This window comes from Albirhodobacter sp. R86504 (assembly GCF_042466415.1).
Taxonomy (GTDB): domain Bacteria; phylum Pseudomonadota; class Alphaproteobacteria; order Rhodobacterales; family Rhodobacteraceae; genus Albirhodobacter.
The window spans coordinates 155737-173791 of the sequence record NZ_JAXHCH010000001.1 but is presented as its reverse complement, the minus strand read 5'-3'; the positions used below and the strand labels follow the sequence as shown (position 1 = coordinate 173791).

Genomic DNA, 18055 nt, shown 5'->3' with positions numbered 1-18055 from the left:
GTTACCCTTTCGCACCCTGACCGCGCGAATAAATATCCTCATAGCGGATGATATCGTCTTCACCGACGTAAGAACCGGTTTGCACTTCGATCAGAACCATCGGCACTTTGCCAGGGTTTTCCATGCGGTGGATTGCGCCAAGGGGAATGTAGACGGATTGGTTCTCTGTGACCAAACGCACTTCGTCATCGACCGTGACACGTGCTGTTCCCTCAACCACAATCCAATGCTCAGAACGATGAACGTGGCTTTGCAGTGAAAGCGCCGCACCAGGATGAACGTGAATACGCTTAACTTGGAACCGGTTGCCGACGACAAGGCTTTCGAACCATCCCCAAGGACGGTGGTCTTTGGGGAAATTCGTCGCTTGGGGCGCTCCTTTTGCCTTCAGCGCGGCTACCGCCTTTTTGACATCCTGCGCGCGCGACATGTCCGCGATGAGTACCGCGTCATTCATGGCAATCGCCATGATGTTGGTCAGCCCAATGCCGACGACTTCGACGCGGTCACTATCAGAGCGCAACAATGTGTCGTGGCAATCGATGGCGGTTGCCTCGCCGGACGTCACGACGCCTTCGCTATCCGGACCTGCTTCGCGCCAGACGGCATCCCATCCGCCGAGATCAGACCAACCTCCGGTGAATGGCACAACCGCAAGGTTTTGAGCGCGCTCCATAACGGCGTAGTCGATCGAGATATCCTCGGCCTTGTCCCACGCTGGCGGATCGAGGCGCAAGAAGCCTAGATCGGTCTTCGCGTCTTTAACGGATGCACCAACCGGGCCGGCTAGTGCGGGCGCATGGGCGGTAAATGCCTCAATGATATCCTTCGCTTTGAACAGGAAGATGCCCGCGTTCCACATGAATGTGCCAGCATCCAACATCGTTTGAGCGGTCGCCTCATCGGGCTTTTCCACGAAGGCCTTGAGGTCAATCGCATCGCCGCTCCCGTCGGGGCGGCTGGCGAGTTCGAGATAGCCGTAGCCGGTCTCGGCATGCGTTGGTTGAATTCCGAACGTGACAAGCTTGCCACGTTCAACCGCCTGCATCCCGCGCGCGATGGCTGCGTGGAAGGCGGCCGTATCGGGCACCACGTGATCGGAAGGGGCGACGAGCATGACGGCTTCTGCGTCCGCAGCATATAGATAGAGCGCGGCCGCCAAAATGGCAGGGGCAGTGTTGCGCGCCTCGGGCTCGATAATGATCGCACCGGGGTCGATGCCAATCTCGTTGAGTTGCTCTGTGACGATGAACCTGAAATCGGAACCTGTCAGCACAACCGGAGCCGCAAAGCCAAGACCAGCGGAACTGGTCAGCCGTTCAGCAGATGACTGAAACAAGGTTTTGCCACCTAAAAGCGGAACAAATTGCTTTGGATAGCTTTTGCGCGAGAGTGGCCAAAGGCGCGTACCGGACCCGCCGCATAAAATTACTGGAGTGATCATTTGCCCGCCCAAAATAGACTTCAATGTTATTAAGGTGATAGAACGTGCTCAGTGAACTCTCAATGACAAAGCTTGAATAAAAGCCAAAAATTTTGGCATGAGCACTTCGGGTGCGATTTGGATCATTAATTGTGCACGTTGCCTATTTAAGGGCGGGTACAAGAGGCGCTCGTTTTAACTAATATTTCTTGTGCAAACGCAGCATTATTTGATATGATGGGTTATCTTCATAAGGATAAAACCATCATGAAACTTTCTGTCCTCCCTATCGCAGCCCTCTCGATTTTCGCGACGGTTGCGAGCGCTTCAGCTCAAAATGCTCCTGCAGTTACTCCTGCTCCGGCTCCTGCTGTCGGTCTCCCTGGTGCGGGGATTGGCGCCGGTCTCGGCGCAACCAACTTCGTGTTCTTGGTTCCGCTCATCGCCGCGCCACTCGCGATCGGCGCGATTGCATCAGGCGGTGGCTCAACCAATTCGACCACCTCGACAACCGATTAAGTATTGGTTTCGCACGCATAAATAAGGGGCGCCATTTCGGCGCCCCTTATTTATGTCTTTTTGTCCCCGATCACTCAGCGGCAGCATTGACCGACGATATCAAGAGAGACGGCGTAATGGCATTAACAACATTGCTCCAATGGGTGACAGGTTGAGCCGCCACGAAGATCACATCGTTCGCGTGCAATTCAAAACGCGTCGCCAGTAACAGAGCGGCCGCATTGCGGCTGTCGAGATGCCATGCACTGATCGAATCATATTCGAGCGGATTATCCGAGCCGCGCAAAACATAGATCTCTTTGGGATCCGATTTCGCAGTCACGATCCCGCCGCTGCTATATAGCGCATCTGCCAATGACGCGGGCCGATTGAACGGGAGATCGAAGCGCGATTGTTTGGCGACTTCGCCCGTGAGGTAGACGTGATCGGCCAACTCCGCACCAAGTTCTAGGCGTTGTGTAAAGTTGGACCGAGCTTCCTCAAGCTCGCTGCGACGAAGATTTACCTCAGTTTGCAACGCAGAGAGGCGCGCCTGTCGTTCAGTTTGCTTGAAGCCGGCCAGTTTCAATTGTTCGTCGAAATACGAAACAGCCTTATCAAGTTGATACGCGCTGTCGACAAAGACGCTGTCTCCGGCGGTGAGCTGGACACGCCCCGAGCCTGTGCTCTGATATACCTCATCAAGCGGGATCTGATAAAGATTACCATCGCGGTAAAGGCGAACGATCGTTGTATCAGGATCTGCGGCCTGTGCGCCGCCAGTCGCGGCAAGCGCTTCATCCAGATAAACCGGTGTCAGGGTTACCGGTACGACACCAGGGCTCCCGACTGCGCCACCAACAGCAATTTTCTTTGAATTGAACTCAGCAATTTCGAGCGAGAAGGATGGGTCTACGTTTTTATCTAGGAAGCGCTGGAACAAAGTTGCTTCCGCATCTTCAACACTTTGTCCCGCAATAGCAACGCGGCCGACAGAGGGCACAGAAATTGTTCCATCATCCTGAACCGTATACCCTTGCCGTGATGTTTGCGCGGCAAGGATGCCGGTCAATTGCTCTACCGTAGAACCTGCTTGCGGGGTTGCAAGCAACACGACGTCTCCCGCACCAATGCGGTAGCTTCCGCCTTGCGGTTCGGGCGGGAGGCGTGTCTCGACATCGCTTGGCCGGCTGATCCGGTCAAAAGCCGCAGCAGGCGGGGCGATTGGAGTGGACAGCGAACCGCTCAGCCCTGCCGTCTGCGAGAAATACGCGGGCAACTGTTGCGGTTGATAGCTGGACGCATTCGCCGTCATCACCGATTCAGCTGTAATGGGAAGCACCCGAACTTTGCCGAAATCCGAAATACCGGCGGATACGGACGTCTTGTGATAGATCACGCCGCAACTCGCAAGTGTGCTTGTGATAAGGGCTATCGTTAGTAGTCGCACAAGATTCTCCAGTTTATTCTTAAGCCGCGAGGGTTAATACGTCGGCGTGAGACGGAATGACATTTTGTCGGTCGTAAGGCCCGCCCATTGACTTGATTGTATTATTTCGCCGGATTGTGGGACAACCCAGTAGAAGTTATCGAACGATATGCCCTTGCTCCGGCAGGTTTCGGTGACGGTACGCGCCATGATCGCGCCGTCGCCCCGTGGCACAGGCTGCATCTCGCCCGGTGCGATTGCGCAACGGAAGGCCCGCGTGACTGCATGATTGCCGCCATCCATGACGGTCATCAAACGCGTGACATATCCCGATCCGAAGGAGCGGATAAGTGTTGAACTTGGCCCTACCTCTGCGGCCATGACGTCTGCGCCAAACCCGCGCGTCCCGACAAGTATACCATCATTCATCATGACTTGAATGCCGCCTGGGCCGATCCACGTTTCAACACCGCTCGCATCCGACCTCGTTTGTAGGAAGAAGGAGGAGATGAGGTCGGGGCGGCTTTCAATTGATGCGATCATTCCCAGTGAGCCGGATGAAGCGGATTTTTCATACGCCGCTGCAAATGCCGGATCGGTCTTCGGTTGCCCTTGGAATACCGGTACAATGGCTCGGTAGGCCGCAACTTGGTCGGAATTGGACGAACACGCCGACAGGCCCGTCAAAGCCACGAGCATTACCAATATTTTGGGGAGGCACAGAGTAATTTTCATCGCCAGAATTTACCCCATCCATGCTGCATCTCGTTCGCGTTTCCGTGCTGGACCACCTCGTAAAGTCGGTTTGAGACAGACACGCGGGCGCCACCATCCCGCAAAACCGGCCTGATCGTTTGGGAGAAGCCGCTGCGCCCTGATTGACCTGTCAGCCAGTCGATGGGGAAGGTAAAGCGAATGCCTTTATCGAAGCTACCCTCTCCGAAGGTTTCGAAAGGCACATCGGTTAGGGTGAAGAAAGCGCCGATTGTGACGCCATTATCGAATTTGCGATCAAGTGAAACCGTGGAGCCCCAATCTCCTGCGAGATAGCGTCCGACGTCGATTTGTCCGCGATAGGTGTTGCCAAAATCGTAATAGGCCGACGCGTGACCTGTCGCAACGCGGTAGTCGTTCAAGCCGAGGATCTCGTCGGGTTGGCGCTGCGCGACATAGTTAAGCTCGGCCCCAAGCGCGAGCCGGCTTTCGACGGGATACCAAAGCACCTCTGTCGAAAGGCCTGCGTATACCTGCTCAAGGTAACCAGCCGATATCCGGCCATAAAAATCCTTCGCTGGCCTGAAAATATAGTCCGCCGTCAATCGGTCAATTTGTGGGCCGGATTGGCTGTCATACAAAACCTGATCGGAGCGGACATGCGGGAGAACCGAGTTCGAGACACGGGTGCTATCGCTGAGCGTTCCGACAAGCTTTTGCCGGATCGTCGTGGCGACAGAGAAACCTGGTGTAAAGTTGTATTGCGCAGATGCCTGCACGCCGAGATCGATACGCAGAGGGCTATCGGGATCAAACAGCGAAAGACTGTAATAGGGAAGTAAAGACCAATCCAGCTTGGGATATATGCCGACATCGGGAGGTAAACGCGTCGGCGCATCCGTAATGTCGGCCCGGACGAAGCTTTGCCAGCTTCCGTCCCAAGCATGCTCCAGTTCCTCAAGATCGCTCCGACGCAATGTGGTGCGCGAAAGGGGAATGCCTTGCGACACCAGTGTGATTTCGAATGTCTCGATCTCTGCGGGCGCGGCGTTGGAAATGGCACGCGCCGCCCGCCCAAGCGCCTGCGCAGACGTCGCATACCGATTGTTGATGAGCGCAAATTCGGCGGTCGTCCCGCGCTGGTTGTAGGTTTCCAACGTCAGACCTTGCTGGTTCAGCGCAGATCTCACGCGCGCCCGGTTCGCCTCGATATCGTTCAAATCCCAACCAAGATCCGCAATGTCGCGGCGCGGAGCAATCGGCGGCATATTCCGCTCTACACCGCCAATGTATTGCGGCCGGTTCGGGTTAATCGTGTAGGACAGGCCAAAACCAACCTGCGCTCCACCGATTATAAAACCGTTCAAAGCCAGCCGTTCAGATGTCTGGTAGTTAAAACCGACATTAATGGGCGTTTTGCGTTCGAATCCTAAGCGCTGAACTTCGACGCTATACGCATCCGAAGAGTATTCGGCCGCCAGCCGAAGTTTGTCCGAAAGTTGATAATCGAACCCGCCGAAAAATGCGGCGTCACCGCGGAAGAAACGGTTAAACGACACGCGCCCTGTTTCCTCGATGCTGGTAATGACAGGGCGGTTTTGAAACTGGCTCCCAAATGGGCTCGAAAATCCACCGTAGGACGCAAACCGACCCCAGCCGATCCCCGCCGTTACCGATAGTTTTTCACCGATGTTTTTGCTCGCGACCAGATATTCCGCGCCAAATATTCCCGTGCCCCCAAAATCTTGAAGGCCGATTGCAAGGGCAGGGAATCGGCTTGTTTCCTCGCGGATTTGATACTGAAAATCGAACGAGCGATCGAACCTGTCAGGGTTTTCAGCCCCTGCGGAGAAATCCCGCAAAATTGCATACCGGAATGTGCCAGACATCCGCGGCGTAATCTGGAAGTGTAACGTATTGCGCGTATGGTCCGTCATATTTGACGTTGTGAAAGTAAGCACCCCGTCCGGCGCAGTGAACGCGCTCGGCATATCTACCAAACCAGGGCTGCCGTAGGTCGAAAAACCTTCCGAGCGCGCCTGCAATGGCGCAGCCATGGCTACAACGACAAAGAGCCCGCATGAAAAACGTGTTTGTCGCATTATGCTATTTTCTCGGGCATCAAAGGTCGGGTTAAGATACGGCTAGCAAAGGAAACACCTGCGCACAATCCTCGGTGGAGAACAGGTCGCACGAATTCATGCGCCCGTGTGCTGCACGACAACTTTCGCGGTGTTCAGAATGAGTGAAACATCGTTACTTGCGCTCAGATTCCGCGCGTATTCCTCATCAAAGCGCACGCGCGCCGCAAATGTCGTATCGTTCCGGCTACAAATTTGCCACAGTCCGGTGATGCCTGGACGAAGCGAATAATAAGCTTTGCCACCCAACGCGTCGTAAATTTCTTTTTGAGAGGGAAGGAACGGGCGCGGGCCCACGAGGCTCATATCCCCGCGCAAAACATTGACGATCTGCGGAAGCTCATCCAAGCTTGTCTTGCGGATGAATTTACCAACCTTAGTGATCCGCGGATCATCACGAAGCTTCTGATTGGCGGCCCATTCTTGCGCGATTATTGGATTGCTCGCGCACATGTCTGCCAGCACACGCTCCGCATCCGGCACCATCGAGCGAAATTTGTAGCAGTTAAAGACACGACCGTTGCGACCAACTCGTGGCTGGGTGAAGGTTGCCGCCCCGCCGTTCAGCCGGATCGCGACCCATATCGCAAGCAGAACCGGAAGCAGAACTGGCATCAACACCAAGCTGAAAGCAATATCCAAAACCCGCTTACCAAAATTATTATAAGAAAAACTCATCAACGAGCGGCCTTTTTGCGGCTTTTTACGCGAATGCGCGGATCGGATCGATTCATCGCCGTGACTGGACACTTCTTTTTTGAGCAGGATTTCTGTGTAAGACATTTTGGCCCTCAGGCTTAACGTTGAAATTTTCTTCGCCTTTGCGCGTAATGCCCAGATTCTCAAAATTGAGCACGCCACTCACCAAAGAGTGCATCCACTATGTAAGATTTCGGCAACATAGTTTATCAATCGTAAAATAATCAAGCGCTTTGTCTAGCCTTTTGGATAGATATTGCCCCCGAAATGGGCATTTGCACATTATAGCGGCGCAGTTAAAGCGCGGTATTCCGCCGATCCGCCGGCGCCCTCCAAGCTCAACCTTGTGGCGAATCGTGAGCCAGAGTGCCGAGCGTTTTAAAAGGGATTGCACTTTAAGGCGTTCGGTCTAAAGGTGGCGCAATGTGGTCTAAATTTCGTATTTTAAAGCGGTCGGAACCCCGTCAAAAGCCGGTTCCACAGCGGGAGGCGAGCTTCCCGCCGGTGCGGTTGGATGGCTGCGATCTGCTCGCGGTAATCGGGGACATACACGGCATGGACCGCGCCTTTGAGGCGATGCTTGATCGACTCACGGCGCTCAGTCCGGCAGCGCGGATCATCTGCGTGGGGGATTTGATTGATCGAGGCGAGCAGAGCGCCGAGGCTCTCCGGCGCGCCTTTGAGTTGCGCGACCAGATCGAAGTCATTCTCGGCAATCATGAAGAAATGTTGCTTCGATTCCTAGATGATCCGGAGGCGCAGGGGCCAAGGTGGCTCCGGTATGGCGGATTGCAATGCTTGGCGAGCTTCGGTGTCGGCGGAGTTTCCGCGACATCCGACGCGAGCGTCATGCCCGTCGCGCGCGATGCTTTGCGTCTTGCTATGGGGCCAGACCTCGAGAGCTGGCTGCGTGCGCGTCCCAGACTGGTGCAATGTGGCAATGTTGCCGTTGTGCATGCCGGCGCAGATCCTTGGGCGCCGATTTCTGGTCAGTCAAATCAATCCCTCACTTGGGGTCATCCTGATTTCGGGACAAGGGCGCGCACAGATGGCATGTGGGTCGTTCACGGGCACACCGTTGTTGAGAAGCCCTTGGCTGTGCGCGGCGTGGTATCTGTCGATACGGGGGCCTATGCTGGCGGCGGGCTCACAGCGGCGCTACTCTCTGCGTCAGGTGTCGAGTTTGTAACCGTATCGTTATGAAAGCATGTTTATTTTCAATTCCGGACGGATTATGACCATAGTTAGACAGCGCAAGATTGATAGGATTTCTGGCCTTTCGGGCAGATCAAAACTATTCATTAGAAACAGATAGAGCGTTTTACAAACGTCAGAGGCGAGCAAATGCAAACAGAAGATGACGTCATTGATCTCTCCAAAATCATTGTAACTTTGCGAGCAGGATGGCGCATCGTCTTGGGGTCGATGGCAGCTTTGGCGTTGATCGGTTTCGTTTACGTTCAATTCATTGCAGTCCCGATCTTTACGGCAAAATCTGTGATCGTTCTGGATACGCGCAAGGCTCAAGTCGTTGATCTCGAAGGGATCATGGGCGGTATGACGGGCGCGTCTGACGAGTTGAATACCGAGGTCGAAGTTCTAAAATCGCGCAGTCTTGCCGGTAAAGTCGTGGATGAGCTTAACCTTGTCGCCGATCCCGAATTCAACGGCGCTTTGCGGCCAAAGTCGTTTGTTCAAAAAATTCGCAGCTCACTTCGCACACCTTCTAGCCCTCCTTCCGAAAATGCTATTCGTGAGCGGGTCGTAAGCGCGCTCTTGAACGCTGTGAGCGTGCGGAATCTTTCGTCAAGCTACGTCTTTGACATCTCGGTAACCTCGACTGACCCGGAAAAAGCAGCGAAAATCGCCGACACCCTCGCGCGTCTGTATATTTTGAACCAAATCGAGGTGAAATTTGAAGCGAGTGAACAGGCGACCCAATGGCTGGCGAACCGCGTCGCGGAGCTGAAAGACGAGCTTGAAACCGCCGAGGAGCGCGCGAAGGCCTTTAACAGTCAGATCTCCTTGGTGTCGCCCGAGATGCTGGCCTCGCTTGAAGTTCAGAACAAAGATCTTCGCGACCGGATCCAACGCGCAGCGGAACAAGTGACGCTGGCGGAGGCGCGGATCGCACGCATCGAAGACGCGACCACCATCGAAGACAAAATTGCTGCGGCGAATGATGCGCAACTCACGCGCCTTGGTCAGACGGGACAAGCCTCTGACGCGTTCGATGCGCGGTTCGCACAAGTTGTCGCCCGCGCCGAACTGGATCTGGCGCGGGCAACGGATCAGCAGGCCGCCCTTATCCGCTCACAGGAATCACTTGCAGAGCAGATTGCCCGTCAGGGCGACGACCTTATTCAATTGCAACAGCTGACACGTGAAGCGGAGGCAAGCGGAACGCTTTATGAATATTTCTTGTCGCGCCTTAAGGAAACATCGGCACAACAAGGCATCCAGCAAGCCGATAGCCGCCTACTCTCCGCCGCTGTGATCCCCAATACACCGACAGCGCCCCGCAAAACGCTTGTCATGGTGATGTGTTTGGTTCTGGGCGTGATGCTGGGGGCAGGGCTCGTCCTGATCCGTGAGGCTATGAAAAACAGCTTCCGTACGGCGCGCGAGTTGGAAGACATGACGGGCGTTGTGGTGATGGGGCAGATCCCCTTGATTCCAGGCAAGGCCCGCAAAGACATCCTGACCTATATGCGCACCAAGCCAACGTCGGCCGCGATGGAAGCTATCCGCAACCTGCGCACGTCGGTTTTGCTGTCGAACGTTGATAACCCGCCGCAGGTCATTATTTCGACTTCCTCCGTTCCCGGCGAAGGGAAAACGACCAACTCCCTCGCTCTTGCCATGAACCTTGTCGGTATCGGTAAGTCGGTTCTCTTGATCGAGGGCGACATCCGGCGCAACACGCTCTCAGAATATTTTCCAAAATCCGAGAGTGGCAAGGGGCTTGTCTCCTTGCTCTCGGGCGCGGCGAAGATCGACGAGGTTCTCGTACGCCATGAAGATATCGGTCTCTCATTAATTATGGGTGAAAAGTCTTCGATCAACGCGGCCGATCTGTTCATGTCTGACTCTTATCGCCAGTTCTTGCGCGAGATGCGTGAGACGTTTGACTACATCATCATCGATACGCCACCAGTTCTCGTTGTGCCTGACGCGCGGATTATCAGTCAGACAGCAGATGCTGTGTTGTTTACCGTCAAATGGAACGACACAAGCCGCGGCCTAGTTGACGAAGCGATCCAAATGTTCTCATCGGTAAATCAAAAGGTTGCGGGCTTGATCCTGAGCCAAGTCGACGGTGAGGAAATGAAGCGCTACGGCGGAAAATATGGCGGGTATGGGTCAGGTGCTGCGTACGGCGCGAAGTATTATACGGATTAAAGTCACGCCGCCGCGCTTGCATTGTCTTGATCCCGTAGCTCCAATCGGTTCAACAAATCGATTGGAGCGAAGCCCCTTCGTGGTGAGGCCGCTGCTTTCAGAAATGATGATTACGCCCCTTTGTCGCGATATCATTGAATTTCGCGGTCCTGATGGGAAGCTTATGCGTCATGCGCTCTAAAACGGTTTCAGCTTAGGCTTGCTTAAAGGGATGGGAGTCTCCATGAAAACGCTCACCTTTGATCAAACGCGCGCCAATGTGCGTGGCAATGTTTATAAGCAATAGAGCAACACTCTCGGAACGGGCGCGACGGCCAAAGATCGATTTGAGGCTGATTTTTTCTACGTGCACTCGGCCCCGAAAACGCGATTTTCCCGCGATGCCAAAGTCTTCACCATCGGATCTTGCTTTGCTCGTAATATCGAAGCGGAATTGGTCGGGCAGGGCATCGAAATCCTGACCAAAGGTCTAAATCTACCTGCCGATTTTTACGAGACGGTAAAGCAGCCCCAAGCTGCAATGAACAAGTTTAACATTCCCTCGATTCTGGATGAGATTTCCCGCGCATTTGACGAGGGCGCAGATTTGATGGCGGGCCTCATTCCAGCGGGTGAGGCTCTATGGTTCGACCCCGCAACGACGAGTGTGCGATTGCTGACGCGCGACGAGGCGACGCTCTTGCGGACTATGGTCGCGGAAACCATGCGTAAGATCGCAGACGCAGATGTTATTATCTTCACGCTTGGCCTTGTGGAAATGTGGCGCGACCGTGTCTCAGGACTTTCGCTCAACACGCACCCGCATCCCAAGGCTGTGCGGTGGGAAATTGGTCAACGCCAAGAGGCCATGCAGAAGCTTCATCATGCGCGAAAGTCTGTGGAGGCCGCGCGGCTGCGCAAGGAAGCGCCGGATCCCGCCGATCTCGCAGTTATAGAGCAGTTGTCGGAAGCTGACCTGCAATCGCGCTATGAGTTTTTGCGCCCCAGCCATGCAGAGTTATCCGCGCAGATGCACGAAGTGGTGAAGCTTTGCCAAAAAGTCGCGCCGCAGGCAAAATTGGTTGTGACGATCTCGCCTGTTCCGCTCCAAAATACCATGACGCCAGATGACATCGTGTGTTCGTCAACCTATTCCAAGTCTGTTTTGCGGGTCATCGCAGAAGAGATGCGCGAGACATATGACTGCGTCGAGTATTTCCCATCTTATGAGATGGTGACGAATTCCCCGCGGCACCTGACATGGGAAGAGGATCAGGTCCACGTGCGCGCCGATTTGGTGCGGCAAGTCACTGCGACATTCGTTCAAGAGTGGTTTGAACCCGCGCCGTCATCGGATTAATCCTCGAGCAGGTTCCATTTGGCGGCAACGGCGATCGCCTCCGAAGTCGTCATGGCGGAAAGTTTTCGCCGTAGATTTCGGCAATGCATGTCAACGGTTGGCATCGAGATGTTGAGACTATGCGCGATCCGGTCGCGACGCTGCCCTGCTGCAGCCAGTTGCAAAACAGAGCGCTCCCGGGCGGAGAGGCTCGGAAATGTCGGCGCCGCGAGCAGCGGCACGAATAGAACAATTCGGATCAGTCGTTTTCGGAAAGGCAGCACGTTCACCTGAACAGGCGGCCCTTCGGGTCGCATATCGGCACGGATGATGCTTGGGCGCGCGTCGAAGGGCCGGCTTGCCCTGCGGAGGGCATCGGCGAAATCCTCCTTGGGCCTTACCGTTAGGAATTCAGCACCGCGGGTGATCATAAAATAGGGATGTTGTGAAAGAAACATCGCCGCGGGGGCATCCCGCGCAACAATCCGCCCCGCAGGGTCAACATCCACGCATGCGAGAGTCGCAGCGCGTGTCACGTCGCTGCACGCTTGATCGGCTTGCAGATTTCCCATTTTTCCCTCCCTTTTTGCGTCGGTTTGGGTAGGGTAGCGGGAGTAACGACGATGGTTCGCCCCCCCGTGGGGGGGAGGCTCGCAAAAAGAGATGCACAAAATCTCTATTTTCTGATCTGCCGATCACATTGAAGCCCGCTCCGTGATCGCGAGCGCAACAAGTGGAGGGAAGCGGTACGATGGCCCGATCTTCTCAATTCATTCAGACGCTGACATCCGTCATGAGCCGAGATCGCGTGATCTTGCCGCCTGAGGATGTGATTTTGATGCAGCAGGCAGAGGAAAGCCTGAGCGAGCGTTTTTTTTACCGCAATTTTTCGCGCTGTAGCTTCCCTGCCAACCTCTATGATCGTACGGGCACACGACAGATCGCAGGCCTTTTTACCGACGCGGACGAGCTGTTTCCCAAAACAATCCGCATGCCGAAACACTCCGCCAGCGGATGTGCCTATGTTGTGGCGCAAGGAAGTCTGTATTTTTTGTATGACCGAATTGATCGTTGGGACGACGCGCCAGAACATCTGTCACTCATCGCGGTGCATCTCGATCACCGCAGAATTCTCGCGCTTTGCGGTGCGGGCAACGAAGCAGGGCTGACGAAATCGGAATATCTATTGCTGGCTCATTTGCTCACTGGGCTGGATCTTAAAGCGGCGGCGGCGGCGGTGGGCGCCTCCTATGATACCAAGCGCAAGCAGGCTCAAATCATCATGGAGAAGCTGGGCGTGAACACCCAAGCGGCCTTGCTGCGGACGCTATCAGTTGAAATTACCGCACGCATTTTGGACGAAATCCTCCCCACGCAAGGCCGCAATTTTGAGACGGCCCTTGTGAAGCGTCAGTTTGGTCGGGATGTCATCGTCAATACGGTGACAATCGGTGAAGGGATTGAAATTCCGGTATGGGAGTTTGGCGCAAGGCGCGGACGGCCCGTACTTTATTTTCACAGCATGTTGGCACCCGTACTTGTCGATACGCAGATGGTCGCAACGCTCAAACGGCTCGGGTTACGGTGGATCGTTGTGCCACGCCATTTCCTCGGGTTTGACGGCAGTCTGGATGCCCAAGCGCGGCTGGAGCGCGTGACGCGCGCATTGGCCGAGACGATGGAGTATCTGACGGATCAGCCACTGATTTGTATCGGCGAAAGCGCGGGGGTGCCTTGGGCGGCACATTTCGCTCGGCATCATCCCGATCTAATCGCGCGGCTGGTGCTCGTAGCAACACCTCAGGCTGTATTGCCCATGACACCGGAGCAAACTCCGACGATCTTTGTCGAGATGACGCAAAGGCTGCGCGCCGATGCACGGGTTATCGCGGGTCTGACGAAAGTTTATAATGCCATCAGTCGCGTGCCTGACTGGGCGCAAAAAGGGCTTGCGCATCTGTTCCGTAACTCGCCCGCTGACACGGCTTCGATTGAGGCGATGTTCCAATCGCCGTTTTTGGCGGAATGGCTTGCGTTGATCGCCAACCACGCCACGCTCGCCTCCGTTGACGAGATCACGAATATGCAGCGCAACTGGCTGAACGATCTTCGCGAGGCACACTGTGATATTGCGTTTATCCACGGCGCAGAGGATCCGATCAGCCCGGTGAATGACATCCGCGCGGTCGCTTCGACGGTTCAGGCGAGCAGCTTTACCAGATTTGATGATGCGGGGCACTTGATACTCATCCAGCATTTTGAAGCGCTTATGAAAACGCTCATTGCGCCTGGTGCGGTCGTCGATGATCCTGCGCGCGCGGTGGTAACGCGTTAGAAGCGGTAGGACCATCCGATCCGGCAATCGGTCGTGTTGGAGGAGTAGAGAGAGATGTTCGAAGACTGGACCTTATAGCCGCATGAGAGCTTGGGCGTTGCATCGAACATCGTGAGGCGTTTGTCGCTGACCGAAAACCCGATGCGATAGATCTCATCACGGCGATGATAATCGACAGCTGCAAAATCCTCATCATAAACGCGCAGCGTTGCGCTCGCGTCGATGCCGGCGCGCAGATGATCTGTGACATTCCGATCATAGCCCGCGCGCACGGTTGCGCCGAAATATCGATGGTATCCTAACGAGGGGATGGAACGCTCAACGGAGGCGCTCACCGTATAGGCAGAGCCGTCTTTGTGGCGTTTTGTGTAGCCCAAGCCAAGGGTCGAATAGACGCCCGAAAGGCTATCTTTGTCGATATAGGCGCGATGCTCAATCAACCCCGATACCGTGAGCCGCGCATCCTCTTTGAGGGCACGTGACCATGCGCCGTGCAGGCCGATCGCTAGTCGGTCGGACCGGTTTTCATCCACATCAGGGTAATATGTTCGATCAAGGTGTATCCCGCCGCGCAAATCATGCGCGCCATCCCGTTGCACCAGATCGGCCGTAACGCGCCCGCGCCAATAGCGCAGCGCGGCCGTCTCATACCAGACATGGTTTAGGGCGGCTCCCAACTCGAAGGATCGCCCCCGCGCGAGAGGCAAACGGTAACGCCCCTGTATACCAAACTCCGCGCCCACGCCCGACGTCTCCTCGCCGCCGTTTTCGATCTCGAACCGTCCCAAGAGTGTCTCGAAGTTGGATTCGGAGGATACATTGTTGATGTTGGTACTTGGCAAAAGTGCAAATGACGCGGAGGTCACGAAAGGATGCCGCCGTTGTAGGATGCCGATTGCATCTGCATAGCGCGCTGCGTTCGCTCGCTGCCCAGGGCCAGTCAGGAGATAGGACATATAGGCTTCGGCGCGACGTGCTTGGCCCGCGCGCGAGAAGGACTCGGCAATCGCAAGATGTGGCCGGGGATCCAAAGGCGCGATTTTACGCGCGGCAGAGAAATACCGCAGTGCCGCGTCGGTGCGATCCGCGGAAAGGGCCGCGCGCCCCTTCACCATGAGTGCATCGTAGGGGTTGATCTGTGCCGTTGCTGGCGCGCTCAGGGGCATCATCAGGCATAGCGCAACGATCAACACATGCAGAAAGCGGGTTGAGGGTTTAAAGCGGTGTGTCACTGGCGCTGCTCCCGTTTGCGGATGTAGACGTGCCGCGAGTTGCCCCGCGACACGCACGATTTGATGACGCTTACGCGATCACTCAGTCTTCGATGGCGGCGAAACCACCTTCTACGTCCTCGCCATCAATCGTTCCCTCGATGTCGCCATAGGCGGCAAGGTCGCCCTCGTAATCGTAGAAGCTGCCGTCCATATCGAGCAGAACTTCATGATCTTCATCATCTGTCAAAGTGCCATCTGCGAAGCCCATGATGCTCGTGCCGCTGATGGTGCCGCTGACCGCAAGCGATCCTTCCAAGGTCGCCTCAATGGCTTGTGACTCGTCATAGAGAGCGAAGTTATCGGCGGAGCCGGCGTAGGTGCCGCTCGTGAAATCGGCCGTCATGCTCAGGTCTCCGAGCAATTCGAGGTCCTCATCCTCACCAAGCTCACCAACACCGAGCGCACCTGACATGGAGGCGGTGCCCGCCATCATCTCCTCCGTGGCCAGATCAAGGGTGCCGCTCTCTGCGCTCCCGACGAGGCCTTCGACGCTCTCGAACCCGTCCGGAAGATCAACATCCGCGACCGAGCTGTTGGATGAGCCGCAGGCCGCGATGGAAAGCGAAGCCACGGAAAATAGTGCCATTGTCCAATGTTTCATTTGTTCTGTCCCTATCGTTTGCAAAAGCTGCTGAGTGATCTTCAGAGATCGCAAACAAGCGTTCCATCGATGCCCGACGACGACAATCTATAGGAACTTATAGGTTTACAGGCCGCGACGAATGGCCCTTGCGCGGATCAATCGAACCAAATGGCGCTTTCCAACAGGCGGCGCACAAGGGCGGGTTGACCGCTGTCGCCAATCCGCGCGAAGATCTGTTTCGAGCAGCTTCGGGCCGTCTCGATTGTCCACCCCAACTCGTCTGCGGCAGATTGCAATGTCATCCCATCCGCCAATCGCGCGGCAAGACGTGCGGCGCTCGGGCTCAGGTTGAAAGCGGCGCAGATCCGTTCAGCCGGAATGGTTTGTGCCGTGAGATTGCGACGAAGCCGTCCGATCACGACGGGCTCACCGGCGAACTCACCGGCTTTCAGCGCGATCTGCACACGAGGTGCCTCCACGAGCGCAATGATCGAGGGCCTGTCATCTGCCGCATCGGAAATTGCTTGCCGAAAACGGGCGGCGGCGCGCGGATCACGAAGCGTGAGCCAGCCATCCTTGCCATAGACGATCCCTGCCTCCGGTAAAAGGCGCGCCGCAACTGTGGAGGACATGCGCAGAACGCGGCCAGTTGGGGCGAAGATGATCCATCCTGCACCAAGCGCGAGATTAATTTCTTGCTCGATGGCTGCGATCTCGGCGAGCTGCGATTGTCGCTGCCATGTTGTGAGGGCGGGATGAAGATAGGGCACCAGCTTGTCGAGTTGCACCCCGTCAACGGCGCGGAAATCCCCCGAGGTCCGGTGCAACACCAAGGTCACGGAGCCGATATCGGTACCGCGCAAACGGATCGCGCGGATCGCGGCAGAGGCTAACTGTGCCGCCCCCGATGGCATCGGCAAGTCAACTTGCGAGTAGACCCGTTCGGGCCGCATTCTTTCACGCGTTGCACTATCCAACCCTTCGATTTCCGTTTCGGTTGCCGAATAAACCCATGTACGCAATTGACCATCGTTGAGCTGCAGATCGAGGCGCGCATGATCGGCGCGTGTGGCTTGCGATAGCTGCGCGAGGAAATGCGCCCATCCTGTTTGCCTACCTGCTCCGGTGCCGGGCGGCGGGGCAGAGGCAGTGATAAGCGCTTTTAGGATCTCGATCTCGTTGCTCATCTCGGCCTCACGACTGACTGATTTATGATAGCACCCCCATATGGGGGGTGAATCTGGTGCGGCGCAAGGATAGGTTGGTCGAAATATTCCGATGTGACAGAGATTTGCCGATGAACACCAAAACGCTGACCCACCTGCAACGCTTGGAAGCCGAAAGCATCCACATCATGCGCGAGGTCATGGCCGAGGCCGAAAACCCCGTGATGCTCTATTCTGTCGGTAAAGACAGTGCTGTGATGCTGCATCTGGCGAAAAAGGCGTTCTACCCGTCGCCGCCGCCGTTCCCGCTTTTGCACGTGGACACCACTTGGAAGTTCCAAGAGATGTACAAGCTGCGCGACAAGGCAGCAGCCGACGCAGGGATGAAGCTGCTCGTTCACAAAAACCCGGAAGCGGTGGAGCGCGGCATCAACCCGTTCGATCACGGTGGCTTGCACACGGATATGTGGAAGACTGAAGGCCTGAAACAGGCCCTGACGAAGTATGAATTTGATGTCGCTTTTGGTGGCGCGCGTCGCGACGAGGAGAAATCCCGTGCGAAGGAACGTGTATTCTCGTTCCGCTCCGCCAACCACCGCTGGGATCCAAAAAGCCAGCGGCCAGAGCTGTGGCATCTCTATAATGCGCGCAAAGCAAAGGGCGAAAGCGTCCGCGTGTTCCCGATCTCGAATTGGACGGAGTTGGATATCTGGCAATATATCCATCTTGAGGGCATCGAAATCGTCCCTCTGTATTTCTCGGCCCCGCGTCCGACGGTTGAACGTGACGGGTTGATCATCATGGTTGATGATGAACGCTTCCCGCTGCGTGATGGCGAGACGCCGCAGATGCGCTCTGTGCGGTTCCGCACCTTGGGATGCTACCCGTTGACGGGCGCGGTTGAGAGTGAGGCAAAAACTTTGCCGGACGTCATTCAGGAAATGCTCCTGACGACCACCTCCGAACGCCAAGGCCGTGCGATCGACCACGATCAGGCCGCCTCGATGGAGAAGAAAAAGCAAGAAGGCTACTTCTAAGCCGTTCTCCCTCCTGCCCAGTATTTTGCATTCAGG

Annotated in this window: 15 protein-coding genes; 6 read left to right on the top strand and 9 right to left on the bottom strand. The window is 55.8% G+C overall.

Annotation, left to right across the window (positions count from 1 at the left end; translation table 11 throughout):
• Nucleotide 1 precedes the first annotated feature (1 nt).
• Nucleotides 2-1444 (bottom strand): mannose-1-phosphate guanylyltransferase/mannose-6-phosphate isomerase, encoded by a 1443-nt coding sequence (locus SJY32_RS00760; protein ID WP_376870456.1) that lies wholly within the window; start codon nucleotides 1442-1444, stop codon nucleotides 2-4.
• A gap of 246 nt (nucleotides 1445-1690) precedes the next feature.
• Here SJY32_RS00760 and SJY32_RS00755 point away from each other — a divergent pair, with 246 nt between their 5' ends.
• Nucleotides 1691-1942 (top strand): hypothetical protein, encoded by a 252-nt coding sequence (locus SJY32_RS00755; RefSeq protein ID WP_376870454.1) that lies wholly within the window; start codon nucleotides 1691-1693, stop codon nucleotides 1940-1942.
• Nucleotides 1943-2012: 70 nt separating this feature from the next.
• Here the strand turns inward: SJY32_RS00755 and SJY32_RS00750 are convergent, their stop codons facing one another.
• The 4 genes from SJY32_RS00750 to SJY32_RS00735 form a co-directional block, all read right to left on the bottom strand.
• Nucleotides 2013-3320, bottom strand: a complete 1308-nt coding sequence (locus tag SJY32_RS00750) for a polysaccharide biosynthesis/export family protein (RefSeq protein ID WP_376870451.1) — start codon at nucleotides 3318-3320, stop codon at nucleotides 2013-2015.
• An 84-nt stretch (nucleotides 3321-3404) separates the two neighbouring features.
• The gene (locus tag SJY32_RS00745; protein WP_376870448.1) at nucleotides 3405-4085 is read right to left on the bottom strand and encodes a YjbF family lipoprotein; all 681 of its coding nucleotides are present in this window, start codon (nucleotides 4083-4085) and stop codon (nucleotides 3405-3407) included.
• A complete protein-coding gene (locus SJY32_RS00740; RefSeq protein ID WP_376870446.1) occupies nucleotides 4082-6166 on the bottom strand; it encodes a YjbH domain-containing protein in 2085 nt (694 codons plus the stop codon). Before SJY32_RS00740 ends, SJY32_RS00745 begins: the two co-directional genes overlap by 4 nt.
• 96 nt (nucleotides 6167-6262) lie before the next feature.
• The gene (locus SJY32_RS00735; RefSeq protein WP_376870444.1) at nucleotides 6263-6988 is read right to left on the bottom strand and encodes a sugar transferase; all 726 of its coding nucleotides are present in this window, start codon (nucleotides 6986-6988) and stop codon (nucleotides 6263-6265) included.
• A 339-nt stretch (nucleotides 6989-7327) separates the two neighbouring features.
• On the opposite strand from SJY32_RS00735, the gene SJY32_RS00730 reads away from it, so the two are divergent.
• The 3 genes from SJY32_RS00730 (at nucleotide 7328) to SJY32_RS00720 (ending at nucleotide 11645) form a co-directional block, all read left to right on the top strand.
• Entirely contained in the window at nucleotides 7328-8107 is a 780-nt protein-coding gene (locus SJY32_RS00730; protein ID WP_376870442.1) for a metallophosphoesterase, read from the top strand.
• A gap of 141 nt (nucleotides 8108-8248) precedes the next feature.
• On the top strand, nucleotides 8249-10306 hold the full coding sequence (locus SJY32_RS00725) for a GumC family protein (protein WP_376870440.1): 2058 nt from the start codon (nucleotides 8249-8251) through the stop codon (nucleotides 10304-10306).
• Between the two features lie 346 nt (nucleotides 10307-10652).
• Nucleotides 10653-11645 carry a GSCFA domain-containing protein gene (locus tag SJY32_RS00720; RefSeq protein ID WP_376870437.1) on the top strand — a complete coding sequence of 331 codons (993 nt, stop codon included), beginning with the start codon at nucleotides 10653-10655 and terminating at the stop codon, nucleotides 11643-11645.
• On the opposite strand, the gene SJY32_RS00715 is transcribed toward SJY32_RS00720, so the two are convergent.
• Nucleotides 11642-12196 (bottom strand): LuxR C-terminal-related transcriptional regulator, encoded by a 555-nt coding sequence (locus SJY32_RS00715; RefSeq protein WP_376870434.1) that lies wholly within the window; start codon nucleotides 12194-12196, stop codon nucleotides 11642-11644. The two genes, SJY32_RS00720 and SJY32_RS00715, sit on opposite strands and share 4 nt — an antisense overlap.
• Before the next feature lie 179 nt (nucleotides 12197-12375).
• On the opposite strand from SJY32_RS00715, the gene SJY32_RS00710 reads away from it, so the two are divergent.
• Nucleotides 12376-13959 carry an alpha/beta fold hydrolase gene (locus SJY32_RS00710; RefSeq protein ID WP_376870432.1) on the top strand — a complete coding sequence of 528 codons (1584 nt, stop codon included), beginning with the start codon at nucleotides 12376-12378 and terminating at the stop codon, nucleotides 13957-13959.
• On the opposite strand, the gene SJY32_RS00705 is transcribed toward SJY32_RS00710, so the two are convergent.
• The 3 genes from SJY32_RS00705 to SJY32_RS00695 form a co-directional block, all read right to left on the bottom strand.
• Nucleotides 13956-15191 carry a surface lipoprotein assembly modifier gene (locus SJY32_RS00705; RefSeq protein WP_376870430.1) on the bottom strand — a complete coding sequence of 412 codons (1236 nt, stop codon included), beginning with the start codon at nucleotides 15189-15191 and terminating at the stop codon, nucleotides 13956-13958. The genes SJY32_RS00710 and SJY32_RS00705 overlap by 4 nt on opposite strands.
• A gap of 82 nt (nucleotides 15192-15273) precedes the next feature.
• Entirely contained in the window at nucleotides 15274-15834 is a 561-nt protein-coding gene (locus tag SJY32_RS00700) for a hypothetical protein (RefSeq protein WP_376870427.1), read from the bottom strand.
• Between the two features lie 137 nt (nucleotides 15835-15971).
• On the bottom strand, nucleotides 15972-17003 hold the full coding sequence (locus SJY32_RS00695; protein ID WP_376870424.1) for a helix-turn-helix transcriptional regulator: 1032 nt from the start codon (nucleotides 17001-17003) through the stop codon (nucleotides 15972-15974).
• Between the two features lie 110 nt (nucleotides 17004-17113).
• Here SJY32_RS00695 and cysD point away from each other — a divergent pair, with 110 nt between their 5' ends.
• Nucleotides 17114-18019, top strand: a complete 906-nt coding sequence (gene cysD, locus SJY32_RS00690) for a sulfate adenylyltransferase subunit CysD (RefSeq protein WP_376870421.1) — start codon at nucleotides 17114-17116, stop codon at nucleotides 18017-18019.
• Nucleotides 18020-18055 lie beyond the last annotated feature (36 nt).